This is a genomic window from Brevundimonas aurifodinae, assembly GCF_040195595.1.
In the GTDB taxonomy this organism is placed as follows: Bacteria; Pseudomonadota; Alphaproteobacteria; order Caulobacterales; family Caulobacteraceae; genus Brevundimonas; species Brevundimonas aurifodinae.
In genome coordinates, this window is sequence record NZ_JBEGDD010000015.1 from 24,759 (window position 1) to 51,654 (window position 26,896).

General features: G+C 66.8%; 28 protein-coding genes and 2 tRNA genes. 24 read left to right on the forward strand and 6 right to left on the reverse strand.

Annotated features, from left to right (window positions below):
• Positions 1-44: 44 nt before the first annotated feature.
• Entirely contained in the window at positions 45-1,640 is a 1,596-nt protein-coding gene (locus ABN401_RS15010) for an FAD-dependent oxidoreductase (RefSeq protein ID WP_349685678.1), read from the forward strand.
• 12 nt (positions 1,641-1,652) lie between these two features.
• Here the strand turns inward: ABN401_RS15010 and lipB are convergent, their stop codons facing one another.
• The gene (gene lipB / locus ABN401_RS15015) at positions 1,653-2,375 is read right to left on the reverse strand and encodes a lipoyl(octanoyl) transferase LipB (protein ID WP_349685679.1); all 723 of its coding nucleotides are present in this window, start codon (positions 2,373-2,375) and stop codon (positions 1,653-1,655) included.
• A gap of 31 nt (positions 2,376-2,406) precedes the next feature.
• On the opposite strand from lipB, the gene ABN401_RS15020 reads away from it, so the two are divergent.
• The 8 genes from ABN401_RS15020 to ABN401_RS15055 all read left to right on the forward strand — a co-directional run bounded on the left by ABN401_RS15020 (position 2,407) and on the right by ABN401_RS15055 (position 8,612).
• A complete protein-coding gene (locus tag ABN401_RS15020; RefSeq protein ID WP_349685680.1) occupies positions 2,407-2,703 on the forward strand; it encodes a FliM/FliN family flagellar motor switch protein in 297 nt (98 codons plus the stop codon).
• Between the two features lie 57 nt (positions 2,704-2,760).
• Positions 2,761-3,219, forward strand: a complete 459-nt coding sequence (locus tag ABN401_RS15025; RefSeq protein WP_349685681.1) for an Xre family toxin-antitoxin system antitoxin — start codon at positions 2,761-2,763, stop codon at positions 3,217-3,219.
• Positions 3,216-3,698 carry an RES family NAD+ phosphorylase gene (locus ABN401_RS15030; protein ID WP_349685682.1) on the forward strand — a complete coding sequence of 161 codons (483 nt, stop codon included), beginning with the start codon at positions 3,216-3,218 and terminating at the stop codon, positions 3,696-3,698. The genes ABN401_RS15025 and ABN401_RS15030 overlap by 4 nt, the downstream gene beginning before the upstream one ends.
• 62 nt (positions 3,699-3,760) lie before the next feature.
• Positions 3,761-3,845: transfer RNA gene (locus ABN401_RS15035), tRNA-Leu, on the forward strand.
• A 203-nt stretch (positions 3,846-4,048) separates the two neighbouring features.
• Complete coding sequence (locus ABN401_RS15040) at positions 4,049-4,297, forward strand: GIY-YIG nuclease family protein (RefSeq protein WP_349685683.1); 249 nt, start codon at positions 4,049-4,051, stop codon at positions 4,295-4,297.
• A gap of 121 nt (positions 4,298-4,418) precedes the next feature.
• A complete protein-coding gene (gene mgtE, locus ABN401_RS15045; protein WP_349685684.1) occupies positions 4,419-5,822 on the forward strand; it encodes a magnesium transporter in 1,404 nt (467 codons plus the stop codon).
• Positions 5,823-5,900: 78 nt separating this feature from the next.
• Positions 5,901-7,400, forward strand: coding sequence for a lysozyme (locus ABN401_RS15050; protein ID WP_349685685.1), 1,500 nt, complete (start codon positions 5,901-5,903; stop codon positions 7,398-7,400).
• 42 nt (positions 7,401-7,442) lie between these two features.
• A complete protein-coding gene (locus tag ABN401_RS15055) occupies positions 7,443-8,612 on the forward strand; it encodes an isovaleryl-CoA dehydrogenase (protein WP_349685686.1) in 1,170 nt (389 codons plus the stop codon).
• Here ABN401_RS15055 and ABN401_RS15060 read toward each other — a convergent pair.
• Entirely contained in the window at positions 8,609-9,523 is a 915-nt protein-coding gene (locus tag ABN401_RS15060) for a hypothetical protein (protein ID WP_349685687.1), read from the reverse strand. The genes ABN401_RS15055 and ABN401_RS15060 overlap by 4 nt on opposite strands.
• Positions 9,524-9,610: 87 nt before the next feature.
• Positions 9,611-10,711 carry an OmpA family protein gene (locus ABN401_RS15065; RefSeq protein ID WP_349685688.1) on the reverse strand — a complete coding sequence of 367 codons (1,101 nt, stop codon included), beginning with the start codon at positions 10,709-10,711 and terminating at the stop codon, positions 9,611-9,613.
• Positions 10,712-10,836: 125 nt separating this feature from the next.
• Between ABN401_RS15065 and ABN401_RS15070 the strand changes: the two genes are divergently transcribed.
• The 3 genes from ABN401_RS15070 (at position 10,837) to ABN401_RS15080 (ending at position 12,772) form a co-directional block, all read left to right on the forward strand.
• Positions 10,837-11,757 carry an AraC family transcriptional regulator gene (locus ABN401_RS15070; RefSeq protein WP_349685689.1) on the forward strand — a complete coding sequence of 307 codons (921 nt, stop codon included), beginning with the start codon at positions 10,837-10,839 and terminating at the stop codon, positions 11,755-11,757.
• Between the two features lie 55 nt (positions 11,758-11,812).
• Complete coding sequence (locus ABN401_RS15075) at positions 11,813-11,998, forward strand: DUF3008 family protein (RefSeq protein ID WP_349685690.1); 186 nt, start codon at positions 11,813-11,815, stop codon at positions 11,996-11,998.
• Positions 11,999-12,109: 111 nt separating this feature from the next.
• Entirely contained in the window at positions 12,110-12,772 is a 663-nt protein-coding gene (locus tag ABN401_RS15080; protein ID WP_349685691.1) for an exopolysaccharide biosynthesis protein, read from the forward strand.
• A 571-nt stretch (positions 12,773-13,343) separates the two neighbouring features.
• Here the strand turns inward: ABN401_RS15080 and ABN401_RS15085 are convergent.
• The 3 genes from ABN401_RS15085 to flbT all read right to left on the reverse strand — a co-directional run bounded on the left by ABN401_RS15085 (position 13,344) and on the right by flbT (position 15,102).
• Positions 13,344-14,174 carry a flagellin gene (locus tag ABN401_RS15085; protein WP_349685692.1) on the reverse strand — a complete coding sequence of 277 codons (831 nt, stop codon included), beginning with the start codon at positions 14,172-14,174 and terminating at the stop codon, positions 13,344-13,346.
• A gap of 179 nt (positions 14,175-14,353) precedes the next feature.
• Complete coding sequence (gene flaF, locus ABN401_RS15090) at positions 14,354-14,722, reverse strand: flagellar biosynthesis regulator FlaF (protein ID WP_349685704.1); 369 nt, start codon at positions 14,720-14,722, stop codon at positions 14,354-14,356.
• On the reverse strand, positions 14,719-15,102 hold the full coding sequence (flbT, locus tag ABN401_RS15095; RefSeq protein WP_349685693.1) for a flagellar biosynthesis repressor FlbT: 384 nt from the start codon (positions 15,100-15,102) through the stop codon (positions 14,719-14,721). Before flbT ends, flaF begins: the two co-directional genes overlap by 4 nt.
• Before the next feature lie 140 nt (positions 15,103-15,242).
• Here flbT and ABN401_RS15100 point away from each other — a divergent pair, with 140 nt between their 5' ends.
• The 12 genes from ABN401_RS15100 to ABN401_RS15155 all read left to right on the forward strand — a co-directional run bounded on the left by ABN401_RS15100 (position 15,243) and on the right by ABN401_RS15155 (position 26,874).
• Entirely contained in the window at positions 15,243-17,051 is a 1,809-nt protein-coding gene (locus ABN401_RS15100) for a tetratricopeptide repeat protein (protein ID WP_349685694.1), read from the forward strand.
• Between the two features lie 36 nt (positions 17,052-17,087).
• Positions 17,088-17,531, forward strand: a complete 444-nt coding sequence (locus tag ABN401_RS15105) for a hypothetical protein (RefSeq protein ID WP_349685695.1) — start codon at positions 17,088-17,090, stop codon at positions 17,529-17,531.
• Positions 17,528-17,755 (forward strand): hypothetical protein, encoded by a 228-nt coding sequence (locus tag ABN401_RS15110; RefSeq protein ID WP_349685696.1) that lies wholly within the window; start codon positions 17,528-17,530, stop codon positions 17,753-17,755. Before ABN401_RS15105 ends, ABN401_RS15110 begins: the two co-directional genes overlap by 4 nt.
• 197 nt (positions 17,756-17,952) lie before the next feature.
• Positions 17,953-18,825: an AAA family ATPase gene (locus tag ABN401_RS15115; RefSeq protein ID WP_349685697.1), complete on the forward strand. Its 873-nt coding sequence runs from the start codon at positions 17,953-17,955 to the stop codon at positions 18,823-18,825.
• Positions 18,826-18,947: 122 nt separating this feature from the next.
• Positions 18,948-19,808, forward strand: coding sequence for a methyltransferase type 11 (locus ABN401_RS15120; protein WP_349685698.1), 861 nt, complete (start codon positions 18,948-18,950; stop codon positions 19,806-19,808).
• A gap of 141 nt (positions 19,809-19,949) precedes the next feature.
• Entirely contained in the window at positions 19,950-20,543 is a 594-nt protein-coding gene (locus ABN401_RS15125) for an HD domain-containing protein (RefSeq protein ID WP_349685705.1), read from the forward strand.
• Positions 20,544-20,546: 3 nt separating this feature from the next.
• Positions 20,547-21,488 (forward strand): NUDIX hydrolase, encoded by a 942-nt coding sequence (locus tag ABN401_RS15130; protein WP_349685699.1) that lies wholly within the window; start codon positions 20,547-20,549, stop codon positions 21,486-21,488.
• Between the two features lie 96 nt (positions 21,489-21,584).
• Positions 21,585-21,674, forward strand: a tRNA-Ser gene (locus ABN401_RS15135).
• A 92-nt stretch (positions 21,675-21,766) separates the two neighbouring features.
• Positions 21,767-23,494, forward strand: a complete 1,728-nt coding sequence (locus ABN401_RS15140; protein ID WP_349685700.1) for a site-specific integrase — start codon at positions 21,767-21,769, stop codon at positions 23,492-23,494.
• Between the two features lie 58 nt (positions 23,495-23,552).
• Positions 23,553-24,392 (forward strand): hypothetical protein, encoded by an 840-nt coding sequence (locus ABN401_RS15145; RefSeq protein ID WP_349685701.1) that lies wholly within the window; start codon positions 23,553-23,555, stop codon positions 24,390-24,392.
• A gap of 54 nt (positions 24,393-24,446) precedes the next feature.
• On the forward strand, positions 24,447-25,142 hold the full coding sequence (locus tag ABN401_RS15150; protein WP_349685702.1) for a recombinase family protein: 696 nt from the start codon (positions 24,447-24,449) through the stop codon (positions 25,140-25,142).
• A gap of 358 nt (positions 25,143-25,500) precedes the next feature.
• A complete protein-coding gene (locus ABN401_RS15155) occupies positions 25,501-26,874 on the forward strand; it encodes a transposase (RefSeq protein WP_349685703.1) in 1,374 nt (457 codons plus the stop codon).
• Positions 26,875-26,896: the final 22 nt, after the last annotated feature.

Consider the following 26,896-nt stretch of genomic DNA (forward strand, 5'->3'; position numbering starts at 1 on the left):
CGCGTCTCGCGTGCCTCCCCACGCGAGCCAGCGAGGACCCGCACATGGAAAGTTCCGCCGTCGATCTGACGACCTATGTCCGCACGCCCCTGGCCCCCAGCCATGTCGCCAAGCTGCGCGAGGTCGGCGAGGTCGTGCGGTTCGAGGCAGGCGAAAACCTGGTCACCTATGGCGCGACGAACGACGCGGTCTTCTACATCCTGGAAGGCGAGGCGGTGGCCTGGGACGAGGTCAGCGGGACCCAGTACGGCAACGCCAGCCTGGGGCCCACCCAGTTCACGGGCGAGATGAGCGTGCTGAACGGGGGCGCGGCCCAGCTGACCAACCGGGCGGTCACGCCCCTGACGGCCATCCGGGTTCCGCGCGCCGCCCTGCTCCAGGCCATGGCCGACATTCCCGAGATGGGCGACCTGATCGTCACCGTCTTCGCCGCGCGGCGGCGGCGCCTGATCGAAAGCGGCCAGGCGGGGCTGACCCTGCTGGGGCCCGAGGCGGACCGCGACATCGCCCGGATCGAGGCCTTCGCCGCTCAGAACCGGCTGCCGTATCGCGCCTATGCCCTCGACAGCGTCGAGGCACAGGCTCTGGCCGCGCGCTGCGGCATTCCCGCGGGCCAAGGCGTGGTGGTGCTGGGCGAGCGCACTGTGCTCGATGATCCTACGCCAAGGGGCGTGGCGAGACGGCTGGGCCTCGATCTGGCGGTCGAGGAAGGCGCGAAGTTCGATGTGATCATCGTCGGAGCCGGGCCGGCGGGACTGGCGGCGGGGGTCTATGCTGGGGCCGAGGGGCTGAAGGCGCTGGTGATCGACGAACTGGCGGTCGGCGGCCAGGCGGCGACCTCGTCGCGGATCGAGAATTACATGGGGTTCCCGACGGGAATCTCGGGGTCGGACCTGTGCGCGCGCGGCGAGATCCAGGCCCTGAAGTTCGGCACACGGTTCGCCGTGCCGCGCCGGGTCACCCGCGTCGATCGCCGCGACGGCTGGTTCGACATCTGCCTGGACGACGGCGTCCTGGTCTGCGCGCGGGCCATCGTCGTGGCCACCGGGGTCCAGTACCGGCGGCTGCCGCTGGAGCGTCTGGAGGCGTTCGAGGGCGCGGGCGTCTCCTATGCCGCGACGGAGCTGGAGGCGCGGTATCTGGCGGGACGGCAGGCGGTGGTGATCGGCGGCGGCAATTCGGCGGGCCAGGCGGCCATGTTCCTGAGCCGGCGAGCGGAGCATGTGCATCTGGTGGTGCGAGGCAAATCCCTGGCCGCCTCCATGTCCGACTATCTGATCGAGCGGATCCAGAAAAACGGGGCCATCACCATCCAGTTCGAGGCCGAGGTGACGGCCCTGCATGGTGACGAGCGGCTGGACGCCGTGACCCTGAGGCGCGCGGGCGAGGAGAGCGTAGTTCCCGTCGGGGGACTGTTCATCATGGTGGGGGCCGCGCCGCGCACAGGCTGGCTGGCCGACCTGGTCCAGCTGGACGACAAGGGGTTCGTGGTCACGCGGGACGGGCACGCCACGTCCTGTCCCGGTGTGTTCGCCGTCGGCGACGTCCGGGCTGGATCGGTCAAGCGGGTCGCCTCGGCGGTAGGCGAGGGCTCGGTGGTGATCTCGAAGGTGTGGGAGCACGTCGCGCCGCACGGGTGAGCGCGCCAGGCCTCAGCCCTCGACGGGGCCGAACACCTGCCGGAAGCTGGTCTTCAGCGCGGCGTCGGCCTCGTCCATGGTCGCGAGCACGCCGAGATCGACCAGGCTGGTGACCCCGTGCTCGGCGATGCCGCAGGGCACGATGCCTGCGAAATGATCCAGGTCGGGTTCGACGTTCAGGCTGATGCCGTGGAAGCTGACCCACTTGCGGACCTTGACCCCGATGGCGGCGATCTTGTCCTCGCGGCTCCAGCCGGGGCCCGTCGTCATCCTCCGGCCGAGCGGACGTTCGACCCAGACGCCGACGCGGCCCTCACGCACGTCGGCCTCGACGCCGAACTGGGCCAGGGCCCCGATCAGCCAGGCCTCGAGCCCGCGCACGAAGCCGCGCACGTCGCGGCCCCGCTGGTTCAGGTCCAGCATGACATAGGCCACCCGCTGGCCCGGCCCGTGATAGGTGAACTGCCCGCCCCGCCCCGTGCGGTGGACCGGGAACCGGTCGGGGGCCAGGAGGTCGTCGTCGCGTGCCGAAACGCCGGCGGTGTAGAGCGGCGGATGTTCCAAGAGCCAGACCCGCTCGGCCGCCTCCCCCGCCGCGATCGCCGCGACGCGCGCCTCCATCTCGGCCACGGCGTCGTCATAAGGGACGAGCCCCGGGGCCACGACCCATTCGACCGGGCGGCCGTCGGGACGAATCAGCGAGGAAACGGCGGCGCTTAACGGCTCGGCAAGCATGATCGCTCCAATGTGAGCCCGAGGGCCGCCAATGCAAGATCAGTCGCCAGTACCCTCCAGCGTATCCGGAGTCTCCATGAGCCAGGTCGAGGCCGTCGACGTCGAACTGTCCGTCGTGCTGGGCCGATCGGTGCTGCCTATGTCGCAACTGCTGAAGATGGGCCGGGGCGCGGTCATTCCGCTGGACGCCACCGAGCACGACGAGGTCTGGATCCTGGCCAACAACCACCCCGTCGCGCGGGGCCAGATCGAGATCCGCGAGGACCGCATCGCCATCACCGTGACCCGCGCGGCGGATGTCTACGACTTCATGGCCGGAGCGGCGTAGGGCCGCCCTTGAACCCGACGATCAAATGATCCATCTTGATTGCTCAAAGGAGCAATCATGTCCGCGGAGCCTCTGACCTTCGAACTGGAGCCAGACTACGTCACCGTCTATCGATCCACCCCGATGGAACGCATCAGCCTGGTCAAGCGCGGCGTGTCAGCCGTCTATGCGAGGCGGGTCATGGCTGCCCTGTGGGACAGGCGGGACGCCGGATACGAGGCCCTGAACCTGGCGCCCGCCACCATGAACCGAAAGGTTGCGCGACAGCAGGCCTTGTCTCCAGACGAAGGAGAGCGCGTGCTAGGCCTGGCCAAGTTGATCGGCCAAGTCGAGGCGATTGTGAGCGAGTCGGGAAGTTCGCCCGACTTCGACGCCTCCGCCTGGTTGTCGGAATGGCTCAACGAGCCTGTGGCCGCCTTGGGAGGACGCAAGCCCGTCGAACTTCTCGACACACTGGAAGGTCAGGCTCTGGTATCGGATACCCTGGGCCGCATGCAGAGCGGAGCCTATGCTTGAGCGACACGACGGTCTGGCGGATCGCGGCTGACACGCCGACCTACGAAGCCGACGACCTGACTGGTGCGGGAGCCAAGGCGACCGGCGGACGCTGGAACAGCAAGGGTCTGGCGATGGTCTATGCGTCGCAGGCCCGCGCACTCGCCTGTCTCGAAACCATGGCGCACCTTGGCAAGACTCTGCCGCTCAATCGCTACCTCGTCGCTATCACGATACCCGCCTCGGTCTGGAAGCAGGCCCGTCGGGAAACAGTCGGGAGCGTCCCGGTCGGGTGGGACGCCGAACCGGCGGGTCGTGCCAGCATCGGCCTCGGCGACCTGTGGCTCCGGTCCGGCACCTCAGCGCTTCTAATCGTCCCGTCGGTGATCGTGCCGGAGGAAGCGAACATCCTGATCAACCCGGGCCACGCTCAGTCCAGTGGGATCAAGGCCGTGAAGGTGCGCCGATGGCTGTATGATCCACGACAGAGGGCCGCTTGATCGGTCGCACGAGCCCCTTCCCTTCCCGGACAACCTCCGCTACAGCCCCCGCTCCGATGCGAGCGGTCGTGGCGGAATTGGTAGACGCGCAGCGTTGAGGTCGCTGTGGGGCAACCCGTGGAAGTTCGAGTCTTCTCGACCGCACCATCCTGCTTCGCCCTGACGGGCTTCGCAGGACAAGTCCTGCGGAGCTCGAAAGGGCAGAAGCAGGATGCCCTGCGAAGCCTTGGCGAAGCAGGGCTATAGCAGCGAGGCCCTTACCAGGCTTCGCGGGATTGATCGCTCTAGAAGGCGTAAGCAGGATGTCTGTGAAGCCTTGATCGTGCAGGGCTACTCAGGGGCTAGCCGCCTTGCATTACGTCTATCTTCTCGAGAGCGTGGACGACCCTTCGCGCCGGTACATCGGCGTGACGTCGGACCTCAAGACTCGCCTTGCGGAGCACAACGGCGGCAAGTCCAGTCACACGGCCAAGTACCGGCCATGGCGTCTGGTCACCTACATCGCCTTCTCGGAGCGGACGCAGGCCGCTGCGTTTGAAAGATATCTGAAATCCGGCTCGGGCCATGCCTTCGCCAACAAGCGCCTCTGGCCCGCTTGACCGCCGGTCCGGCTTGGCCGACAGACGCCCCATGAACGGCGCTCCGCGATGGACCCGCCGAACCGTCCAGGACGCTCGCATCGGCGACAGCTGATCGACATCGAGAGAGGGAGGCCCCCGCGTGAGCGAACAGACCGCCACTCTCGACCCCCAGGTCAGCGAAGATCACGAAGCGCTGGACGACGACTATGTCCTGACCGCAGGCTTCGTCGAGAAGGTCGTCGACGCCGCCGACGACGGCGACGGCCTGCGGCTACGGGCGCTGCTGGAGGACCTGCACCCCGCCGACGTCGCCGATCTGATGGGTTTCCTGACGGCCGAGCACCGGGCGGTCGTCGTCCTGTGGCTGCCGCCGGAGCTGCTGGCCGAGACCCTGCCGGAGCTGGATGACGGCATCCGCGAGGAGGTGCTGGAGCGCGTCGCCCCGGGCACCCTGGCCGAGGCGCTGCAGGAGCTGGATTCCGACGATGCCGCCGCCGTGGTCGAGGACCTGGAGGACGATCAGCGCGAGAAGGTCCTGGCCGCCATGCCGGCCGTCGACCGGGCCGCCATCGAGAACTCCCTGGGCTATGCCGAGGACACCGCCGGCCGCCTGATGCAGCGCGAGGTCATGGCCGCGCCCCTGTTCTGGACCGTCGGCGACACCATCGACCACGTCCGGGCCCAGGGCGAGGACCTGCCCGAGCTGTTCTTCGACATCTATGTCGTCGATCCGGTGAACCGGCCGGTCGGGGGCATTCCGATCAGCGGCCTGCTGAGGGCGGCGCGGACGGTGAAGCTGTCCGATCTGATGGAGCCGGTCACCGCCATCGCGGCCGACACCGATCAGGAAGAGGTCGCCTACATCTTCGAGAAATACCACCTGATCTCGGCGCCGGTCGTGGACGCGGGCGGGCGGCTGGTGGGCCAGATCACCGTCGACGACATCGTCAACATCATCCAGGAAGAGAACCGCGAGGATATCCTGCGCCTGGCCGGCGTGTCCGACGAGAGCCGGGGCGCGGGCGTGTTCGGCGTGGTCCGCTCGCGCATCCCGTGGCTGGTGGTGAACCTTGGCACGGCGGTCTTCGCCTCTCTGGTGATCGGACAGTTCGCCGACGAACTGGAGGCCCTGGTCTATCTGGCGATCCTGATGCCGATCGTGGCCTCGATCGGCGGCAATGCGGGGACCCAGGCCCTGACCGTCGCGGTGCGGTCGCTGGCCTCGCGCGAACTGACCTCGGCCAATACGCCGCGCATCCTGGGTCGCGAGATCATGGTGGGCCTGTTCAACGGAGCCGCCGTGGGCATCCTGCTGGCCGGGATCGCCTGGGTCTGGTTCCGGGAGCCCTTGCTGTCGCTGACGATCGGTCTGGCCGTGGTGATCAATCTGCTGGCCGCGGCCCTGGCCGGGACGCTGGTGCCGCTGCTGCTGGAACGGCTGGACCGGGACCCCGCTGTTTCCTCGCCAGTGTTCGTCAGCTGGATCACGGACACGATCGGTTTTCTGTCCTTCCTCGGACTCGCCGGCGTCATTCTGTTGTAGGACGACCGGGACGGCCCGGGCCTTGCGAGAGGATCGGCGAGGCCAAGCCGTCCTGTCTCGATTTGGGTCAATTCTCCGGTGTCCGACGCATCCACCCCCGTCAGAAAGATCTCCCGCGAAGGGATCGTCCTGATCAAGAGCTTCGAGGGTTTTCGCCCCCGCGCCGTCCAGCGCGCGGAAGGCGGCTGGATCATCGGCTACGGCCACACCCTGTCGGCGCGCGAGGGCGCGACGGTGTCGGAGACCGATGCCGAACTGCTGCTGCGCTACGATCTGTTGCCGATCGAGAAGAGCGTGAACGACGCCGCGCCCGGGGGCGTCAACCAGCACCAGTTCGACGCCCTGGTGAGCTTCGGCTTCTCCGTCGGCCGCGAGCGGTTCGAGAGCTCCGACGTCCTGGCCCGTCTCATCGGCGGCGCCCCCGGCGAGGCCGCCGAAGCCATGATGGCCTGGCCCGCCGCAGACGTGCCCTCGGCCGGACTGCGCCGCCGCGCCGCCGAGCGGGCGCTGTTCGGCGCCGATCCGTCACGCGCGATCTCGCTCGCCGAACTGCTGACCGCGCCCGTTGCCGAGCCGGAAGCCCCGGCCGAAGTGATCGCGCCCGAACCCCCGTCTTCTGCCGATGTCGCACCCGAGACCGTCGAGGCGACCGAACCCGTCGACAGCCGGGGCGCGGCCCTCGCGGCCCTGCTGGGCGAGCCTGAGGCCATCGTGCCGAACTTCGCCCCAGGCCCGGTCACTTCTGAACCCGTCGCCGTCGATCAGGCCGCGCCGCCGACGGACTCCAGTGACCTTTCGGTCGCGGCGGAAGACTTCCACGCCGCGCCCTCCGTCGGCGTCGCGGCCAACGACACCGGGGCCGACGTGGAGCCCGCCGACACATCGGCGCTCCCCGACGAGCCCTTCCACGGCGCGACAGAGCCCCCCTCCGAGACACTGTCCATGGAGCCCCGTCCGGCGGTCGCCGCGGACGACGCCATCGTCGGCGAAGCGGCGGCCCCCGCCGAGGCGCCCGCCCTGGACGTGGCCGCTTTCAGCGCCCAGCGCTATGCGCCCTATGGCACGCCGATCATCGGCCCCCTGCCCTTCCTGCAGCCCGCGTCCGCGCCGGTGCAGGAGATCACAGAGACCGCTCCCGCCGCCGCCGAGGCCGCGAGCCCGGCCGAGACCCTGGTCCTGACCTCGCCGGAGGACGCGCCGCCGACCGTCTTCGCCCGCCCGTCGTGGACCGCCGACGAGCGTCAGGAGGCCGAGGCCATCGCCCAGCCCGAGGCCGGACTGTTCGGCGACGACCTGGCCCTGACGCAGGGTGGCCAGCCCCTGGGACGCGCGGATTTCGAGGGCGAGCCGCCCGAACGCTTCGACTGGAGCGAGACCGGCGCCTTCGTCATCATGGGGGCCGTGGGCCTGACCGCCTTCGGGGCCTCGATGGCGGCCTTCCGCCTGGCGTCCGAACACGGCGGCGGCGACGAGACCGGCATCATCGGCTGGGTCCTCGCGGTGATCGGCGTGGCCTGCGTCGGCGTGTCGTCACTGAATCTGTATCGTCGCTTCGGCCTGCCGGGGGGCGACCGCTAGGCCTCTCCCCTCGCGGCCGCGGATCATGCTAGGGCGCAAGGCATGAGCATTCCCAACGCCCCCCAATCGATGGAATTCGGCCTCGGCGAGACAGCCGACGCCATTCGCGACACCACCGCACGCTGGGCCGCCGACCGGCTGGCCCCCCTCGCCGCCGAGATCGACGAGACCAACACCTTCCGCCGCGACCTGTGGCCCGAGATGGGCGACCTGGGGCTGCACGGCATCACGGTCGAAGAGGAATGGGGGGGCCTCGGCCTCGGCTACCTCGAGCACGTCGTGGCGATGGAGGAGGTCTCGCGCGCCTCGGCCTCGATCGGCCTGAGCTACGGGGCCCACTCCAACCTGTGCGTCAACCAGATCCGTCGCTGGGGCACCGATGAGCAGAAGCGCCGCTATCTGCCCAAGCTGATCTCGGGCGAGCATGTCGGGTCGCTGGCCATGTCGGAGGCCGGATCGGGCTCGGACGTCATCTCCATGCGGACCGAGGCGAAGAAGGTCGGCGATCGCTACGTCCTGAACGGCACCAAGTTCTGGATCACCAACGCCCCCTCGGCCGACACCCTGGTCGTCTATGCCAAGTCCGACCCGGCGGCGGGTTCGCGCGGCGTCACCGCCTTTCTGATCGAGCGGGGCATGAAGGGGTTCAGCGTCTCCAAGAAGCTGGACAAGATGGGCATGCGCGGGTCCGACACCGCCGAACTGGTGTTCGAGGACTGCGAGGTTCCGGAGGAGAACGTCATGGGCCCGGTCGGCGGCGGGGCGGCGGTGCTGATGAGCGGGCTGGACTATGAGCGGGCGGTGCTGGCGGCGGGCCCGCTGGGCATCATGCAGGCCGCGCTGGACGTGGTCCTGCCCTACGTCCGCGACAGGAAGCAGTTCGGCAAGCCGGTCGGATCGTTCCAGCTGATGCAGGGCAAGATCGCCGACATGTACGTCGCCCTGAACTCGGCCCGGACCTATGTCTATGCCGTGGCCAAGGCCTGCGACGCCGGGCTGACCACGCGCTATGACGCGGCGGGGGCGATCCTGCTGGCCTCGGAAAACGCGGTGAAGGTGTCGCTGGAGGCCGTCCAGGCCCTGGGCGGCGCGGGCTACACCAGGGACTGGCCGGTCGAACGTCTGGTGCGCGACGCCAAGCTGTACGACATCGGCGCGGGGACCAACGAGATCCGTCGGTTCCTGATCGGGCGCGAGCTGCTGGGGTCTTAATCCGGCACGGGCAGCCCACGGTCGCGGCCCCACGCGCGCACCTGGTCCTCGAAGGCCTGTCGCTCGGCGCGGATGCGTTCCCGGTGGCTGGCCCGGCAGTTGCGCGCGACCTCCGCGCCCCCGCAGGCGTCGAGCCCTTCCTCGAGCGCCCGAAGCCGCCGCTGGTGTTCCTCGATCTGCACCGGAAAGGCCGCGGCTGATCTGAGGGCGTCCTCGCCGAAGGCCGAGACCATACCGTAGCGGCCGGTGTCGAAGGAGCGACTGGCCGGCCGGACGTCCACGAGCCGAAAGAACAGGTCATCGCCGTCGCGCCCGGCACCCTCGATGCGGGACTGTCGAACGATCCGGTTGGTGTTGGTACGGTAGTCCTTCACGAGTCCGACGCCGAAACCGAGGAAGGGCCTTTGGGTCGCGATGCCGCTGGACCTGGGCGACAGCCACAGGGTCGCCCGATGCTCGCCGAACATGCCCGTGACGGGCAGATGGTCTGAGGGCCCTTCGCCTTCCAGCGCCTGCTGCGGGGTCGTGACCTCGCTTTCGAAGAATCCCATGACCGCTTCCTGCTCCCAGTGGAAGCTGACGATGGGATCCTGATAGAGGATGCCCCCGGCCTGAATGCAGGCGTCGCCGTGCTGTTCATGGCGGCCGCAGACCAGGCTGCTGCCACCCGGCCGCTTGAACCCGAAATGGAGGGTCGTCTGGGGAATCTCGGGCGCGCCGAAGACCCAGCGGGCCAGTTCCGGGTCCAGGACGGCCATGGTTCCGTCCCTGGAGTTCACGAACAGGGAGAAGTCGCCGCGTGTGCCGCCCTGCCAAAGCTCGATGCGCATCTCGAGGTCGAAGCGGTGGACGGCCGGTTCGTAGAGCGAGTTGGCGGGAAACCGGCTGTCGGCGTCGAAGCTCTGGGCCACGGCCGGAACCGTGGCACGACAGCGACGCTGTCAGGGCCATCGCCCCGATCAGGCCGGCCAACAGACGGTCGAGGATCAGGCGGGCCGTCATTGCCGCACCAGCTCGACCCGACGGTTCAAGGCGCGCCCCTGCTCCGTCCCGTTGTCGGCCACCGGCCGAGACGAGCCATAGCCAATCGCACCCAGCCGTTCGGCCGCGACGCCATAGCGGGTGACGATGGCGTCGCGCACCCGGTCGGCCCGACGCTGGGACAGGGTCCGGTTGACCTCTGCGGAACCGGTGGAGTCGGTATGGCCCTCCACCGTTAGACGCAGGCCCGGCTGATCTCGCATCAACAAGCCGACCTGGTGCAGGGCGGCGTCGGACTCCGGCCGCAGCGTGTCCTGACCTGTGTCGAAATAGACGCCCTCGAGCGTGACGCGACCCGTGCGATCGAGCTCACCCGCCAGGGCCGTGGCGTCGACGGAGACCTGGCCCGTCTGCATCCGGGTGGCCTCGACGATGTGGACGCGGGTCTGCTGAGGCGTCGCGCCGATCGAGACGAAGGTCTGGGCGTCGCCTTGGGTCAACCGCCCAGTCAGGTAGTGGACGCTGGACCCGACCCCCAGGTTCATGCCGTTGACCCCGTTCCAGCCGCGTCCGCCGCCGTGCCGGGCGGTGCTGCCACAGGCGGCGCGCGATCCGCACTCCCAGTCGGTCCGGAACCCCTGATCCTCCAGGGCGCGCTGGTAGTTGCGGACGATCTCGAGCGGGGAGCGACCCGCCGGATTGTCGTAGGTCAGCCGCGTCAACTCGCCCTCGACGGTCTCAAGCGCGATGTCGCCGCGCTGGAAGCCGACGATCCGGGGATAGCTGGCGTAGCCGACGTCCTCGCGCTCGCGCAGGCGCGAGCCCGCATAGGGCGTGATGAGCCGGTGATCGCCTTGCGTGCCCATCGCTTGGGTGGGCTCATCATCGACGACGACCTCGTCTCCCCGGCGTTCCGCCTCGCGTCGGCACCGGCTATCGCCCATGGCGCAGCGCGTGATCCTGCGGGCTTCCCGGTCGACGCGGCTGCGGATCTCGCCAGTGACCGCCCGTTCGACTGTGTCGCCGAGCATCCGCCCGAGATTCTGGGCCGAGGCCGGAGAACCGACGACGAAGAGGAGTGCCGCAGCCCCAAGCGCCAAGCCCTTCAGAACATTCATACAGACCTCCCACGCCGCAACACCGGACACCTGTGGCAGGGTTCTCAATCCGGCCGCGCGAGGCCACCGCAAAAACCTGTGCTATCCTGCCAAGACCTGTGATTTCAGACTGGCCCGGAGTGCCGATGACGCATCTGGACCCGCCCGTGTCGGACGCGGCGCGCGACGCGCGTTATCAGGCGCCCCTCGACGGGCGCATCATGACGCATGATCTCGACCAGGGCATGGTGTGCGAGAGAGTGACGTTCGGGGAAGGCTTGGCCGTATGTCGCGCCTCGGGAGCCTGCGCCCGCGACACGACGTTCGCCGCTCCCGACGACGCTGGGCCCCGGCTACATCTGCAGGTCATCACGCGTGGGCGCTGCGTCTTCACCGAGCGCTCGCGAGAGCGACCTTTGCCAGAACGCCGGGTGGCGGTGATCCAGGCGGATGGCCAGGACGCGGCGTGGACCATCACCTCGACCGAGCCGGTTTCGGTTCTGAGCATCGACATTTCCGAGCATCGCCTCAACGACTGGCTGGGCGACGCGAAGGGTGGCGGCTGGCGCGATCGCCTCGCCAATGCCGCCACCCTCGGAGATGTGAGCTACCGGAACCTGGTGGAACTGATGCATCTCCTGCAGCGGAAGTCCGTCGGTCGGCTTGCGCTTGAAGCAAGAGTTCTCAATGCGGTCTGGCAGAGCCTTCGACCGTTCGAAGCCGATGACCGGTCAGGACCGGCGATCGACGATCTCGCGGATCGACTCGAACAGGTGCGAGCTCTGATCGAGCGGGGCGGTCAACAAGCGCGGTCCATGTCGGCCCTTTCCGAACTCTCGGGCATGGGCGTCCGGCGACTGAATCGCGCCTATCGGGAGGCGTTCGGCGTCACCCTGTTCCAAGCCGTGCTCAACGCCAGACTCGACCGGGCATTCGCGGAGTTAAGGCAGGGAGGTCGGCCCATCAAACAGGTCGCGTGGCAGGCGGGCTATGAGCATCCGACCAGCTTCACCCATGCCTTCCGTCGCCGCTTCGGCATCGCTCCGAACGCGGTCAGGCCCCGCTAGCCGCGGAACGCGGACCGGCTATCGGGACTTTCATCCGGTGGAAGGAGACCACACCATGCCCGCCAAGTCCGCCGCCCAACAGAAAGCCGCCGGCGCCGCCCTTTCGGCCAAGCGCGGCGAGACGCCCAAGTCCAAGCTCAAGGGTGCGTCGAAGTCGATGGTCGAAACGATGAGCGAAAAGCAGCTCGAGGAGTTCGCCGCCACCAAACACAAGGGCAAGCCCGAGCACGTCGAAGATTGAAGCGATCCACCGGCCGATGTCACGGTGTCGTCGTCTGTCGGAATGTTAAGTGGCGGCAGGCTCGGCTCGGGCCTAGATCACGAGCATAAAGCCCTTCCGGACCCGTCGCAGATGCCCGACTACGACTACCAGAGCGACGTCCGGCCCTTCTCGCGGGTGCTGGAAGACATCGGGGCCAAGGAAGACGAAAAGCTGTATCTGGGCGAACTGGTCAACGCCTTCGGCGAGCGCGGCTTCGGTGCGCTGATGGTGTTCTTCGGCCTGGTCAACGCCATCGCCTCGCCCATCCCCGGATCGACGACCGTTCTGGGCGCGCCCATGCTGCTGATCTGCCTTCAGGTGGCGTTTCGGCGGGATCAACTCTGGATGCCGAAATGGGCCCTGCGCTCCAGCCTGCCGCGCGAGAATTTCCGGGGGGTGGTGGCGCGGGTCAGAAAGCCTCTGGGCATCATCGAGCGCCTGTCGAAGCCCCGGCTCGGCTTCATGTCGAGCGAAGCGGCTGAGGTTCTGATCGGGGTTACGGCGTCGATCCTGAGCATCCTGGTCATGCTGCCCCTGTTCGGCGCGAACCTGTTCCCGTCCCTGTTCATCGCCCTGTTCGGCTTCGGCTTGATGCAGCGCGACGGCGTGGCGATCGGCGTCGCCTGGGTCGGAGTCGCGGGGTTCGGCGTCTTCGTCTGGGTGGCGTGGGAGCTGATCTCGCGCCTGTTCCTGGCCAGCACGGGCATGTGGCAATCCGCCTGGCAGTGGGTCGTCGCCCTGTTCGGCGGCTGATGCGCGCAAGCCGCGAGCCGCGCGGCAGCGCCCCGACCCCGCGCTCGAGCGGCGAGCGACCGCATCACGAGCGTTGGCGCGCGGGGCGCTCCCGGCAAAAAGGGCCGCCGGATCGCTCCGACGGCCCTCATTGTCTGACCGCGATACGGTCGACCTTAGCCTTGTCTGAAAGGATTCAGACCCGGACCTCGCCAGAGGACCAGCAACCGGTCACCGCACGGGTATGGGACAATGAGATCACTGGATCACCTCCTTTCGACTGTTGAACAGGGACGGCGAAGGTAGGGGTGCTTCGGTCGCTTCGCAAAGCCCCCATGCCGACTTCGTGATCGGCCCTCCCCGCGCTCAAGCAGCGGGCGACCGCGTCGCGAGCGATAGCGCCACAACCCGGCGCTCAAGCAGCGAGGCTCCGCGAGCCGAGCGATAGCGCCCCCATCCCGCGCTCAAGCAGCGAGGCTCCGCGAGCCGAGCGGTAGCGCCCCAACCCCGCGCTCAAGCAGCGAGGCTCCGCGAGCCGAGCGATAGCGCCACAAACAAGAACGCCCGGGGCGAACCCCGGGCGTCCCTACGCTTACTGCCGGAACAACGACAGAAGGATCTGCGGCGACTGGTTGGCGATGCCCAACGCCTGGACCCCGAGCTGCTGCTTGGTCTGCAGCGACTGGAGCTTGGCGCTCTCCTTCGCCAGGTCGGCGTCCACCAGATTGCCCACCCCGGATTCCAGCGCGTCCGTCAGTTTCCCGACGAAGGTGCGATGGGTCTCCAGGGCCTTCGCCTTGGTGCCCAGCCGCGCGAGCGCGCCCGAGACCAGGTCGATGGAGGCGTTCACCAGACCCAGGGCGGTGGTCGCCAGGGTCGAGGTGCCGATGGTCGTGGTCGCCGTGACGGTGACGTTCGCGGACCCCAGGGCCAGGACTTCCGCCTGGACCGTGATGGAGGCCGTGCCCGCCGCGTTGGCCAGGGCCGCGAAACCGGTCGCGCCGGTCTCAAGCAGGTTGACCCCGTTGAATTCGGCGTTGTTGGTCACGGTCGTGATCTGGTCGCGAATGGCCTTGAAGTCCTCGTTCAGGGCGGCCCGAGCCGCCGTCTGCAGCGACCGATCCGTGGCCGCCAGCGCCTTCTCCTTCAACTGCAGCAAGAGGTCAGAGACGCTCTCGCCGGCCGCCAGGCTGACGTCGACCGCCGATATGCCGCGGTCGAGCGATGATTTGACCGCCCCCAGGGCGCCGATATCGGCCCGTTGACCCTGGGCGATGGCCCAGATGGCCCCGTTGTCCTTGGCTGTGGCCACCTTTTTTCCGGTGTTGATCCGGGTCTGGGTGGCCGCCAGTTCGACGTTGGTGGCGTTCAGGTTCTGCAGCGCGATGAGCGCGCCGAGGTTGGTGTTGACCGAGTTGGCCATGAGACAGTCCTTCCATTCTGGTCGGGGGATACGGCCTTCTGGCCGTTGAACCGGTTCTGGTCCTGCGCGCGCACACGCAAGGACCGGGCCGGGCCGATCCGATTGAAAGGATTAGGAAAGTCCTTGGGATCTGGAGGCGGGTCGGCAATTTCTCGCCGGCAGTTCCAGACCGTGCCTAGTCAGGCCGCCTGCTGCCCGCCCTGGGGGGCGAGGCCCTGCATCACGGCCCTGTTGATATCGATCAACGGTTCGAAGCCTTCCTCGCCACGCATGACGGCCGAGGAATGCCGGCCCACGAACAGACTCAGCGAGATGATCTGGGCCCGCACCGGGTTGTTCAGCTGGTTCGAGGGATCGGCGCAGTCGGTGGCGAGCACCGACCAGAGGCGGCGGTTCCAGTCGAGGGCGTCGATCCGCGTCTTCACATCGGACGGGTCGACCGAGGCGGCGTGCATCAGGGCGCGGGTCACCTGGCCGAACAGGCGGTATTCCATCTCGCGCGGGGTCTCGGTGCGCGTCGATGCCTGGGAATAGGCCGAAAGCATCAGGTCAGGCTTTCCTCGTAGTCGACGATCTTCCGGGCGCTCATCAGCGCCTTGTAGTATTCGCGCGCCATGACGTGCTTGGATGTCGCCACACAGTCGGCCATCACGGCGGGATTGCGCGTCGCGCTCATGAATTCGGTCAGCCGGGTGACGAACTCGTCATAGACCTTGGGGGCCGAGGTCTCGTCCAGATACATCATCATGACGGGGAAATAGATGCGCTTGGCCGGGGTCGTGACCTCCGCCAGCTGCATGATGTCCTTCTCGCGCAGGACCGAGGCCTTGTTCTGAAGGATCAGCACCCCGCGACGGTCGCCGTTCTGCACGACGGCCCCGTTCAGGACGAATTTCTCGCCGGGTTTCAACGACAGCTTCAGCGGCATCGGCGGGCCCTCCTCGCGACACCCACGGTCCTGACTAGCCGTGCGGTGACTGAGAGACGTTAAACGGCCGTGGTTAACCATGTGTTCTGGCAATGATGGCCAAGCTGGGCTCGCCCGCAGCCGTCCGTTGAGTCAGTCCCATGTCCATGATCGCCACCGCCGAAGACGCGACGCCCTCGGAGATCGCGCTCGGTCACATGCCGATGGCCCAGGGGACGGCGGGCGACGCCGCCTCTCCGGCCGCGATCCGGCGGCTGTCGCATGCCCTGGCCGACACGCGCGGGCCTAATGCCAAGGCCCAGAAGAAGGCCGTAGAGCAGTTGAAGGCCGCGGTCGCCTCGATCCGCGTCGGCGATTATCAGGCGGCGTCCAGACGGGCCCTGGCCATCCTTCAGACGGACGAGCGCAACGGCCTGGCCTGGCACGTTCTGGCCATCGCGCGCGAGAAGGCCGGAGCCCTGTCCGAGGCGCTGAACGCCTATGATGCGGCCCTGCGCATCCTGCCCGAAGACGCCAACATCGCCCACGACCTGGCGCGCCTGGCCCAGCGGCTGGGGCACCTGGACATCGCCGAGAAGCTGTTGCTGAAGTTCCTGTCGGTGGAGCCGGGACATATCGAGGGCACCAACAACCTGGCCTGCGTGCTGCGCGACCAGAAACGCTATGACGAGGCGATCGACCGGCTGCGCGACCTGATCGGCATCGAGCCGACCAGCCCGACCCTGTGGAACACGCTCGGCACCGTCCTGTCGGACCAGGGGCGGATGGGCGAAAGCCTGCCCTTTTTCGACGAGGCGCTGAGGCTGGATGAAGGCTTTGCCAAGGCCCGCTACAATCGCGCGAATGTGCTCCAGCCGCTGGGCGAGCCCGAGCGCGCCCTCGCCGACCTCGATCAGGCCTTGCCGGGGGCGGAGACGCCCTATGAGACGGCCATGATGCGGATGGCGCGGGCCATGCTGCTGATGGGCATGGGGCGGCTGAAGGAAGGCTTCGAGGACTATGAGGTCCGGCTGGATCCAGAAATGCCCGAGGCCATGCGGGTAGTGGTCGACGCCCCGCGTTGGGACCCGACGACGCAGGACATCCGCGGCAAGCGCCTGTTGGTCGTCGGTGAACAGGGCATCGCCGACGAGATGGTGTTCGGCACCTGCCTGCCCGATGTGATCCAGGCCGTCGGTCCCGAAGGCAAGGTCTTCATCGCGGTCGAGCCCCGGCTGATCGACCTGTATCAGCGCAGCTTTCCCACGGCGGTCGTCGGCGGCCACCGCGCGGTACGGATCGAGGGCCGACTGCACCGCTACTGCCCCTTTATGGAGGAGGTCGCGGAGCGAGACGGCAAGGCGGACGCCTGGGTCCCGATGGCGGCGCTGCTGGCCCAGTATCGCGGCGAGTTGTCGGCCTTCCCCGACCGCGACGGCTATCTGACGCCCGATCCGGAGAAGGTGGCGCGGTGGAAGGGCGAGCTGGAGGCGTTGGGACCGGGTTTCAAGGTCGGGCTGCACTGGAAGAGCCTGATCCTGACCGGGGTCCGCGCGCGCTACTTCTCCAGCTTCGAGCGGTGGAAGCCGGTGCTGACCGCGCCCGGCTGTGTCATGGTGAACCTGCAGTGCGGCGACGTGTCCGAGGACCTGGCGGCGGCCGAGGCGGCCGGTGTGCGCATCTGGACGCCGCCGATGAACCTGAAGGACGATCTGGACGATCTGGCGGCCCTGTCCTGCGCGCTTGATCTGGTGATCGGGCCGGGCATCGCGGGGACCAATATCGCGGCGGCCGTGGGGGCCCGGACCTGGCTGATCCACGCGCCGGATGACTGGCACCTGCTGGGGACCGACCGCTATCCCTTCTATCCACAAACGCGGACCTTCGCGACCGGCGGCTTCGACGGTTGGCCCCGGGCCATCGCGGCGATGCGAGCGGCGCTGGAGGCGGAGACCGGGAACGTCGGCTGATGGCGGCGCGTTGCCTTCCCACACAGGGAGGCGACCATGCCCGATATCGAAAGCTCCGCCGACGAGCAGGATCAATCCGAGCTGTTCGACGAAGACAACGCCGACGCCAGCGAGAGCGGCGGCGTGACCAACGAGTACAAGACCTTCGAGGACATGCCCGACGTCCTGGACGTCACCTCCGCCGAAGGCGACGCGGATGAGGAGGCTTTCGACGAGGACGAGCAGGACCTCGACAACGACCTGTCACTCGACGGCGTCGAACCGGAGGCCGACCCCCTGTTCGGAGCGGATGCGGCCCGGGTGAGCGATCAGGACCTGGGGGTCGACGAGCCCGGCCAGGGAGAGATCGAACTCGTCTATTCCGGCCTGATGGAAGACGTGAAGGGCGCACAGGCCAGCGCGGCCCACTGGGAAGCCAAACGCCTGTCCGACGACGACATCGAAGACCTGGGCTATGCGCCCGACGGAGACGACAAATGACCGATCCGAACACGTTCGACGAGACCACCGACCGCAGCGCGGGCAAGGACGACCACGACGTCGATGGCGACCACGCCCGCAAGGCCGCGCCTCTGGGCGAAGGCAAGCACGACCACCTGACCGAGAAGACGGACGCCGAAGACCGCCAGGAGGCCCTGGTCGACGAAGGGGTGGAGGAGACCTTCCCCGCCAGCGATCCGGTTTCGGCCAAGCGCATCACCTGAGCCGGCGACAAACTGATCGTTGTTAACCGGCCGCGTCATCGGCTAGACCTTGATCAGCTGAGGAGGAATCGCTTCGCGATTCCGCCGATGCTGTGAATCAAGGTCCAGCGGTTTCCTGGGGCCTGATCCGACCGGAAAACCGCTCACACTTTTCCGGATCAGGCCTTAGGCGTGCCTGGACATCTCCGGAGCAGACGATGACGCGGCCGACCGACCGGTTCGAAGGCACCTCGAACTATATCGCCACCCAGGACCTGAAGATCGCGGTCAATGCCGCCGTGGCCCTGGAACGGCCCCTGCTGATCAAGGGCGAGCCCGGCACCGGCAAGACCGTCCTGGCCTACGAGATGGCCAAGGCCCTGAACGCGCCCCTCATCACCTGGCACATCAAGTCGACCACCAAGGCCCACAACGGCCTTTATGAATACGACGCCGTCAGCCGCCTGCGCGACAGCCAGTTGGGCGACGAGCGGGTCCATGACGTCCGCAACTATCTGAAGCCCGGCAAGCTTTGGGAGGCCTTCACCAGCCCCGTGCGTCCCGTTCTGCTGATCGACGAGATCGACAAGGCCGACATCGAGTTCCCGAACGACCTGCTTCAGGAACTCGACCGGATGGAGTTCTTCGTCCAGGAGACGGGCGAGACGATCACCGCCGCCGTCCGCCCGGTGGTCGTCATCACCTCCAACAACGAGAAGGAACTGCCCGACGCCTTCCTGCGTCGCTGCTTCTTCCACTACATCCGCTTCCCCGACGACGGGACCATGAAGGCGATCGTCGAGGTCCACTTCCCGGGCATCAAGCCGCGCCTGGTCGCGGCCGCGCTGAAGACCTTCTACGAGATCCGCGACACGCCGGGCCTGAAGAAGAAGCCTTCGACCTCCGAACTGCTGGACTGGCTGAAGCTGCTGATGGTCGACGACGTCCAGCCCGAGACCCTGCGCGAGACCTCGCCCAACAAGCTGATCCCGCCGCTTCACGGGGCCCTGTTGAAGAACGAGCAGGACGTTCATCTGTTCGAACGGCTGGCCTTCCTCAATCGACGCGAGGGCGCGCGGCCGGGCGGCTAGAGCGAGCGTAGAAACGCCGCGTTCTGAACACCCTGCGAACAGATATCGTCAGCCCGGTTACCGCGATTTCACTGGAACAGATGGTGTTTTTGTTCGAAATGAAGGGCGAAAGGACCGCCAGAATGCGTCTCGTCGCCGCCACCCCTCTCTGTATCGCCGCCCTGATGGTGGCCGCCTGCGACGGCGACAACTCCGTGCGCATCTCGTCGACGACCAGCGAGACGGAGGCCAAGGGCGTGCTGAAGGTCATCGAGACCCTCCAGTGCCCCGAGACGATCGGCGTCCTGACCCGCAAGGGCTCGGCCCACGCCGGTGGCGACGTCTGCGTCTATTCGGGCCCGCGGGGCGCCGAGGTGTCCCTGCATCTGATCAAGCTGGACGACGAGAACGCAGACGGCGTCCTGGACCGTTTCGAGCAGGAACTGTCCCGTTCGATGCCTCATACCGCGGCCGCGCTCGCCGCCGCGCAGGAGGCCTCCGAGGCGCGCGCCGAAGCCGACGCCGCTTCGGCCCAGGCCGACAGCGCCCGGGCCGAGGCATCCGCCGCCTCCGGTGATCGCGCCAGCGTCCGGATGCCGGGGCTGTCGATCGAGGCCGAGGGCGAGCGCGCCGACGTCCGCCTGCCCGGCCTGACCGTCGAGGCTGAGGGCGACACAGCCAATGTCCGGTTCGGCAATTTCTCCATCCAGGCCGATGACGCCAACCAGACCGTCGATGTCCGTTCCGACGACGAGAGCGTCAGCGTCCAGGCCCGCGACGACGCCGCCGAGATCCGCACCCGGGCGCCCGGCGACACCGTGCGGACCACCTATATCCTGACCGACAACCGCCCGGCCGAGGAAGGTTGGCGTCTGGTCGGCTTCGAGGCGCGCGGCCCCGAGGGCGGCCCGATCGTCGTCGCGACCGTGCGGGCCAAGGACCGCGACAGTGACGGCGTGTTCGACTCGGCCAAGGATCTGGTGACGCTGAACGTCGGCGAATAGGCCCGTCGCGCTTGATCCGCGCGGCCGGATGGGTCACCTGACCTGCCGCCCGACAGGATCACCGCCTTGGACGCCACGCCCATTCGCCCCTCCTCACGCGCCCGCGCCAGTCGCAAGCCCGCGCCGCGCGCCTGGCAGAGGATGCTGTCGGGCCGCCGGCTGGACCTGCTGGACCCCTCGCCGTTCGACATCGAGATCGAGGACATCGCCCACGGCCTGGCCCGTGTCGCCCGCTGGAACGGCCAGACGACCGGCGAGCATGCCTTTTCGGTGGCCCAGCATTCCTGCATCGTCGAGGAGATCGCGGCCCACATCAAACCAGGGCTGGAGCCCAAATGGCGGCTGGCAGCCCTGCTGCACGACGCGTCCGAATACGTCATCGGCGACATGATCTCGCCGTTCAAGGCGGCGCTCGGCGTCAGCTACAAGGCGTTCGAGGCGCGGCTGGAGGACGCGATCCACGTCCGCTTCGGCCTGCCGCCCAAGACGCCGGTCCCGATCAAGAAGCTGATCAAGTCGGCCGACAAGGCCTGCGCCTTCTTCGAGGCGACGCAACTGGCGGGGTTCAACGAGGCCGAGGCCCTGGGCTTCTTCGGGGCTCCGCCACCGGCATACGACCTGGTCATCGACCCCCTGCCCCCGGCCCAGGCCCAGGCCCGCTATGTCGAACGCTACCGCGTGCTGTCCGAGGCTATCGGCGTCCTGCCCGGGCCCGACGCCTGGCATACGGAGTAGGCCGTGAGCTGGGGCGGGGAACACGGCGTGCGCATCGGCCTGTCGGCCGTGGTCATGGCGCTCCACTCCGGCCGGCTCTGCGTCCTGACCACCCAGACCGCCGAGGGCGCGCTGGCCCTGCCGTCGGGCCCGTTCGACCCCGCCCGCGACCGCACCTTCGAGCTGGCGCTCCGGGACTTCGTGACGGCCCAGACCGGCTTCGGCCTGGGCTTCGTCGAGCAGCTCTATACCTTCGGCGACGCGGGGCGCGATGCGCCGCGCGCCACGCCCGGGCCCGACCAGCGCCGTGAGATTTCGGTCGGCTATCTGGCCCTGACCGCAGACGCCGTCGACATGACCCCGCCCGGCGCGCGCTGGACCCCGGTGCTGGACCTGTTCCCGTGGGAGGACCGGCGCGGCACCGGCGACGCCGCCGCGACGGCCATCCGCGCGGCCCTGGTCCCGTGGGCGGCCGACGACCCGCGCCGTCTGTCGCGCGTCGAGGCCCTGTTCCCCGCCGGCCCGACCCACCGCTGGGACGAGGCCCGGGTGCTGGAACGGTTCGAGCTCCTCTACGAGGCCGGGTTGGTGGCCGAGGCGGCGCGCGATCGCGACGATGCGACCCCCCTGCCGCTCGGCGACCGCAGCATGGCGTCCGACCACCGCCGCATCCTGGCGACGGGGCTGGGGCGGCTCCGCAGCAAGCTGCGCTACCGGCCGGTGCTGTTCGAGCTGACGTCGGACACCTTCACCCTGTCGGCCCTGCAGACGGCGGCCGAGGCGGTCGTGGGCCTGAGCCTGCACAAACAGAACTTCAGACGCGGGGTCGAGCGCACCGGTCTGGTGGCCCCCACCGGCCGGCTGTCGACTGGCACGGGCGGCCGCCCGGCCGAGCTGTTTCGCTATACCGGCACGACCAATGCGGACGGTCAGGCCCCGGGTCTGGCCCTGCCCGCCCTGCGCTGAGGGCCGGCGTCACCGGAACCGAGATTCCGGCTTGCGATGGTCAGGCCGTGCCATTAGAGAAGCCGCTCGCTTTCGACCGAGCGTCTACGGCCCCGCGGAGAGGTGGCAGAGTGGTCGAATGTACCGCACTCGAAATGCGGCGTGCCTTTACGGGTACCGTGGGTTCGAATCCCACCCTCTCCGCCACCGCCCTTTCAACCTCCTGATTAGGCGAAAGATACTGGCAAACAAGGGGTTTCCGGCTTCCAGGTGGTACAAAACCACCGTACAGTGGAGCTATGGAAGACGTGGCCAAGCCACCCCACCTGCAGCGTCGAAAGTACGCCTTCTATTACCGGCGGGCAGTCCCGGCCGAGCTTCGACCGGCGTTGAACCGAGCAGAGTTTGTCGTCTCACTTAAGACCTTAAGCTTCGCCGAGGCGAAGCGCAGGTATGCTGAACTTCATGCAGAGGTAGAGCGTCAGCTTGAGCGTGCACGGGCCGGGCTTGGCGGGCCTGGAGTTCAGGCGGTGACTAACGGACTTGGGCTCCAAACGGGTGTCGATGCCTTCATCCGTATGGCTTCAGAAGCCCGGCTGGCAGACCTCGAACGGGCTGACGGCATCGCTCTTGCCTCGTCCTGGCCTTCCGACTTAGCGACCGCCCTTGATGAGATCGAACGCGAAGCTGACCACTATGCGAATCCAGACACCGAGTGGCGTCATGTTCAGGTGGCGGCCAACCAGATAATCCAAGAGACTGGCTTCCAGATCGAACGAGGCTCAGCCGCCTTTTGGTCTCTGTGCCAGGCCCTAAACAACGCTCAGCTGGAGCATCTGAAGCGACACTTCGTCCGTCTTTGTGGAAAGCGTGCACCGTTCGCCCATCGGCCCACTGGATTTGAAACCGTTTCAATTTCCCAGAGGGTCACCGGTCAAGCCAGCGCAGCGTTGTCGGCCGACGTGGTCACTGTCGCCGAACTAGTCGCTCGCTTCGAGGCCGACCCACGGAGAGCGAGCGTCCGACAGAAAACAAAAGACAGTGCGTACGCTCCGGCGAAAAAACTCCTCCTAGAGGTATGCGGAGCCGATACCCGTGCGGAACAGGTGAAACGGTCGGATCTTCAGCGCGTGCGCTCAGTTCTTATGGACCTCCCTCCCAGGGTCGCTCAGCGTTATCGAGGCGCGACGCTAATCGAAGCGGCAAAGCTGGCCAGGGCCAATGGCGAAGACCGGCTAAGCCCGAAAACTATCGACAATCAGCTGATCTGGGTGACGGCCTTCTTCAACTTTGCTGAGCGGGAGCAACTGATCCAGTCCAACCCAGCTCGGCAACTCACGCTGGGAAGCGCCGGAACCCGTTCTCAGCGTCCGGCTTGGACGGTGGCCGAGCTAAATCTGCTCTTCTCAGCCCCGGTGTTCGCGGGTTGCGTTGATGACGAAAGACACTGGAACGCGCCAGGTACCAGCCGACCTAAGCGAGGCCGATATTGGGTTCCACTGTTGGCCTTATTCCAGGGCCTTCGGATGAACGAGGCATGTCAGCTCTTCACCGACGACGTGTTCAGCGATGACGGGGTCATGGTCCTTAGAGTGGCGTCAAACGCCTCTCGAGGGCAGCAGACCAAGAAGAATGACGTCCGCCTGGTGCCGCTCCATCCAACGTTGGTCGCACTAGGCTTCGCTTCTGGCAGTCCGATGGAGGCCACGGCCGTTCCCATGTTCCCGGAACTGACTAGGGACAAGCATGGCTCGGCGACCAATGCCTTCTCCAAATGGTTCGCTCGGCTCCAGCGGGAGTTGGGAATTACACGGAAAGGTGTCGTGTTTCATTCCCTGCGTCACAACTTTGCGGACGCCATGCGTCGGGCCGACATCTCACCCGAACGCAGTGATGCTCTCGGCGGATGGGCAACGCCGTCAAGTGCCCGTCGGGGATATGGCCACGGCCTGCGTCCCGCAGACCTGGCGTCGGATATTGCAAAGGTGGAATACCCAGGCTTGAATATCGACCATCTAGAATTGTGAAAGGCGCGATCGCGTTCCTATCTAATCTCCATCGCGCGTTTGGAAAATCGATAGGTACATGCCGGAGAACGAAGCTGAGGGCCGTGGTCGGGACTTCCATGCAGACCTCGAGACGATGTCAGCAATGGACTTGCGCCACACGTATCCGGCGACGGCGGAGAATCACAAGGCAATGATGCGCCGACGGGTGACCGAGGGAGCCATCGTCGCGCCAGAGTTTCGTAAGTTCCGAGATTTCCTCCGTCATGTGGGCCCCCGTCCGAGGCCAGACCTGTCCATCGATCGGTTAGACTGGGCAAACCCGACCTACGGACCCGGTCTGGTAAAGTGGCAAACCAAGCGAGGTCAGGCCAATAACCGTCGGACGACGGTTTGGCTTGAACTATACGGAGACAGACAGCCGATCACGGTGTGGGCTGAGCGCACCCGCCAGAAGCCTGACACCATGCGTAAGCGGAAGCGCGATGGCTGGTCAGACAGAGAGATTATAGCTGGCAAGCAAGACACCCACGACCGAACGGTGTTTGGGATCGATCCGCGCGAGTTCGACCCTTGGCCAACGTTGTTCCCTGACATGCCGGAGGTCCAGCGGGATTGGGAAGCGTTGTATCGTAAGGAACGGAGATCGATTTCTCGGATAGAGTTTGCTGATCTTGAGATCACAGAACGGAGGGACGCGTTCTTAGCTGATTTGCAAGGGTTCGACTCGGCTGGCCCTGGCCACGATCAGTCTTATCGCGACGCGCTCTTAGCCGAACTTGGGCACATTACTCCCTTCCAACAGTTAGCCAGGAAACTCCGGATAAGTTGGCGGCGAGCCGTTATAAACTACTATCCGAACGGCAAGCCGGCCCGTAACAAGGATGATGACCCGTTAATTGATATGGATGAATGGTAGACTTCCTCGTTACTTAGTGTATCGTTTCATCAAACGGTCGTTTGGAAACGTAACATGTCCAGTGAAACCAGGTTCATCGTCTACGCCCGTGTCAGCACCGACAAGCAGGGTCGGTCTGGCCTGGGCTTGGAAGCGCAATTTGAAACCGTTTCAAAATACGCGGCCGACCACGGCGGACTGATCGTCGGCCAATACGTCGAAGTTGAAAGCGGCAAGCGAAATGACCGACCCCAGCTGGCGGCAGCGTTGGCAGCTTGTCGATCGGAGCGGGCCGTTCTCCTGATAGCGAAGCTCGACCGGCTGGCGCGAAACGCTCGCTTCCTGCTCACCGTCGTCGAAGGCGCTGGAGATGCCGGCGTTATCTTCTGCGACATGCCCTCCGTGCCTCCTGGGCCCGTTGGGAAGTTCATGCTCACCCAACTTGCGGCCGTTGCCGAATTGGAAGCTGGATTGATCAGCCAGCGCACAAAAGCGGCCCTGGCAGCAGCCAAGGAACGGGGAACACGGCTGGGAAATCCTTCCCTTCGCCGCGGCAACCACGAAACCGCCCGAGCTGCCACCCTGGCCCGTCAGACCCGGGCCGATACGACCGCACACGATGTCCTTACTTACATCGAAGCTGCGAAGCGAGCCGGGGCAATATCTCTTCGTGACATCGCCGGCTCGCTAGAGGCCAGGGGGATTAGGACGCCATCGGGCAGCACCGCGTGGAGTGCTACTCAGGTCAGCCGAGTTCTCGCCCGTGCCTAGACAAAGGGGGTGGTCTTCCGAATCCCAGGAGGGCTCCTAGGACCGAATATCTTCCGGGCGCAGACCGGCTGAGACCCGTCGTGGAAACAGCTTGACCAAGCATCGATATCGACGGGGTCGAGTGCCGACTAAACGGTTCTGGCCGTGCTCAAACCTCGGCCACGGGCCTGTCTGGCAAGGGCCGCCAGTGTTAGCGCATATTCCGATGTCGGCTTGAGGCTCTCGCTGGCCGTGGCGGCCTTTCGGCCTGATGGGAGGGTCGTCTTTCGACCGATTTCGTTGAAAAAGGCGGCCCGCAGCAATTGGCATGAGGGCGATGCGCTGATTCACTCAGGTCGTTGAGGCCAGAGGTGCAGTGATGATGGGCGAACGGCGGGTCGATCAATCGGCCCTGTTCTATGAGTTTTCGCTGGATCGGCACGTGCCAGGCGACCACTTGCTGCGGGCCATCGACCGCTTCGTGGAGCTGGATGGGCTGAGGGCGCATCTTGCGCCGTTCTACAGCACCATCGGCCGGCCATCGGTCGATCCGGAACTGCTGATCCGGATGCTGCTGGTGGGCTACTGCTTCGGCATTCGGTCCGAGCGTCGGCTTTGCGAGGAGGTACACCTCAACCTGGCCTATCGCTGGTTTTGCCGCCTGGGTCTGGACGGCGACGTGCCGGATCATTCGACCTTCTCCAAGAACCGCCACGGTCGCTTCCGCGAGAGCGACCTGCTTCGCGAGCTGTTCGCGACGGTGCTGCGCCGCTGTATCGCCGAGGGCCTCGTGGGCGGCGAGGGCTTTGCGGTCGATGCCAGCCTGATCAAGGCCGACTGCAATCGCCAGCGGTGCGTGCCCGGTGAAGAGGGTCTGCCGCCCGAGGCCACCAGCCGTGCCATCGACGAGTATCTGGCCGTGCTGGACGATGCGGCCTTCGGCGGAGCCACGCCGGTGACGCCCAAGTTCATCTCCCCGGCAGACCCTGCTTCGCGCTGGACCGGGGCGAACAAGGGCCTGGCCTTCTTCGCCTATGCGACCAACTACCTGATCGATCTGGACCACGCGATCATCGTCGACGTCGAGCCGTCCACGGCGGTGCGGCAAGCCGAGTTGACGGCGGCCCGCACCATGATCGAGCGAGCACGCGAGGATCATGACCTGTGGCCTGCGCGGCTGGCAGCCGACAGCGCATATGGATCAGCGGAGATGCTCGACTGGCTGGTCCACGACCAGGGGATCGAGCCCCACATTCCAGTGATCGACAAATCCGAACGGATCGACGGCACCTTCTCGCGCAGCGACTTCGTCTACGACCACGGCGCGGACCTGTACCGTTGCCCGGGCGGCAAGACCCTCGTGCATGGGCGCCGGACCTTCTCGACGCCGCGAACGGGTGCGCCACCTGACGACACGCTGCGCTACCGCGCCAGCAAGGCCGACTGTCAGGCCTGCACCCTCAAGTCCCGCTGCTGCCCAAACACCCCGATGCGCAAGGTGACCCGCTCCATCCATGAGGGCGCACGGGACTTCGCCCGCGACATCGCCAAGACCGACGCCTACGTCGTCTCCAGGCGTGAGCGGAAGAAGGTCGAGATGCTCTTCGCCCACCTCAAGCGCATCCTGAAGCTGGATCGCCTGCGCCTCAGAGGGCCCAACGGCGCCAAAGACGAGTTCCTCCTCGCAGCGACGGCCCAGAACCTACGCAAACTGGCCAAGCTGATCCCACCGTCGACGCTGGCACCAGCGTGAGGTCGGAGCGAGTCAGCGCGTC

Excerpts from the sequence above, each read along its gene's own strand:
- ABN401_RS15145 (WP_349685701.1), top strand. The coding sequence starts at position 23,553 with ATGCCGGAGAACGAAGCTGAGGGCCGTGGTCGGGACTTCCATGCAGAC.
- ABN401_RS15070 (WP_349685689.1), top strand. The coding sequence starts at position 10,837 with ATGACGCATCTGGACCCGCCCGTGTCGGACGCGGCGCGCGACGCGCGT.
- ABN401_RS15150 (WP_349685702.1), top strand. The coding sequence starts at position 24,447 with ATGTCCAGTGAAACCAGGTTCATCGTCTACGCCCGTGTCAGCACCGAC.
- ABN401_RS15115 (WP_349685697.1), top strand. The coding sequence starts at position 17,953 with ATGACGCGGCCGACCGACCGGTTCGAAGGCACCTCGAACTATATCGCC.
- flbT (WP_349685693.1), bottom strand. The coding sequence starts at position 15,102 with ATGCCGCTGAAGCTGTCGTTGAAACCCGGCGAGAAATTCGTCCTGAAC.
- ABN401_RS15110 (WP_349685696.1), top strand. The coding sequence starts at position 17,528 with ATGACCGATCCGAACACGTTCGACGAGACCACCGACCGCAGCGCGGGC.
- ABN401_RS15105 (WP_349685695.1), top strand. The coding sequence starts at position 17,088 with ATGCCCGATATCGAAAGCTCCGCCGACGAGCAGGATCAATCCGAGCTG.
- ABN401_RS15120 (WP_349685698.1), top strand. The coding sequence starts at position 18,948 with ATGCGTCTCGTCGCCGCCACCCCTCTCTGTATCGCCGCCCTGATGGTG.
- ABN401_RS15010 (WP_349685678.1), top strand. The coding sequence starts at position 45 with ATGGAAAGTTCCGCCGTCGATCTGACGACCTATGTCCGCACGCCCCTG.
- ABN401_RS15055 (WP_349685686.1), top strand. The coding sequence starts at position 7,443 with ATGAGCATTCCCAACGCCCCCCAATCGATGGAATTCGGCCTCGGCGAG.
- ABN401_RS15080 (WP_349685691.1), top strand. The coding sequence starts at position 12,110 with ATGCCCGACTACGACTACCAGAGCGACGTCCGGCCCTTCTCGCGGGTG.
- ABN401_RS15100 (WP_349685694.1), top strand. The coding sequence starts at position 15,243 with ATGTCCATGATCGCCACCGCCGAAGACGCGACGCCCTCGGAGATCGCG.
- lipB (WP_349685679.1), bottom strand. The coding sequence starts at position 2,375 with ATGCTTGCCGAGCCGTTAAGCGCCGCCGTTTCCTCGCTGATTCGTCCC.
- ABN401_RS15075 (WP_349685690.1), top strand. The coding sequence starts at position 11,813 with ATGCCCGCCAAGTCCGCCGCCCAACAGAAAGCCGCCGGCGCCGCCCTT.
- ABN401_RS15020 (WP_349685680.1), top strand. The coding sequence starts at position 2,407 with ATGCAAGATCAGTCGCCAGTACCCTCCAGCGTATCCGGAGTCTCCATG.
- ABN401_RS15155 (WP_349685703.1), top strand. The coding sequence starts at position 25,501 with ATGATGGGCGAACGGCGGGTCGATCAATCGGCCCTGTTCTATGAGTTT.
- ABN401_RS15025 (WP_349685681.1), top strand. The coding sequence starts at position 2,761 with ATGTCCGCGGAGCCTCTGACCTTCGAACTGGAGCCAGACTACGTCACC.
- ABN401_RS15140 (WP_349685700.1), top strand. The coding sequence starts at position 21,767 with ATGGAAGACGTGGCCAAGCCACCCCACCTGCAGCGTCGAAAGTACGCC.
- ABN401_RS15085 (WP_349685692.1), bottom strand. The coding sequence starts at position 14,174 with ATGGCCAACTCGGTCAACACCAACCTCGGCGCGCTCATCGCGCTGCAG.
- ABN401_RS15125 (WP_349685705.1), top strand. The coding sequence starts at position 19,950 with ATGCTGTCGGGCCGCCGGCTGGACCTGCTGGACCCCTCGCCGTTCGAC.
- ABN401_RS15065 (WP_349685688.1), bottom strand. The coding sequence starts at position 10,711 with ATGAATGTTCTGAAGGGCTTGGCGCTTGGGGCTGCGGCACTCCTCTTC.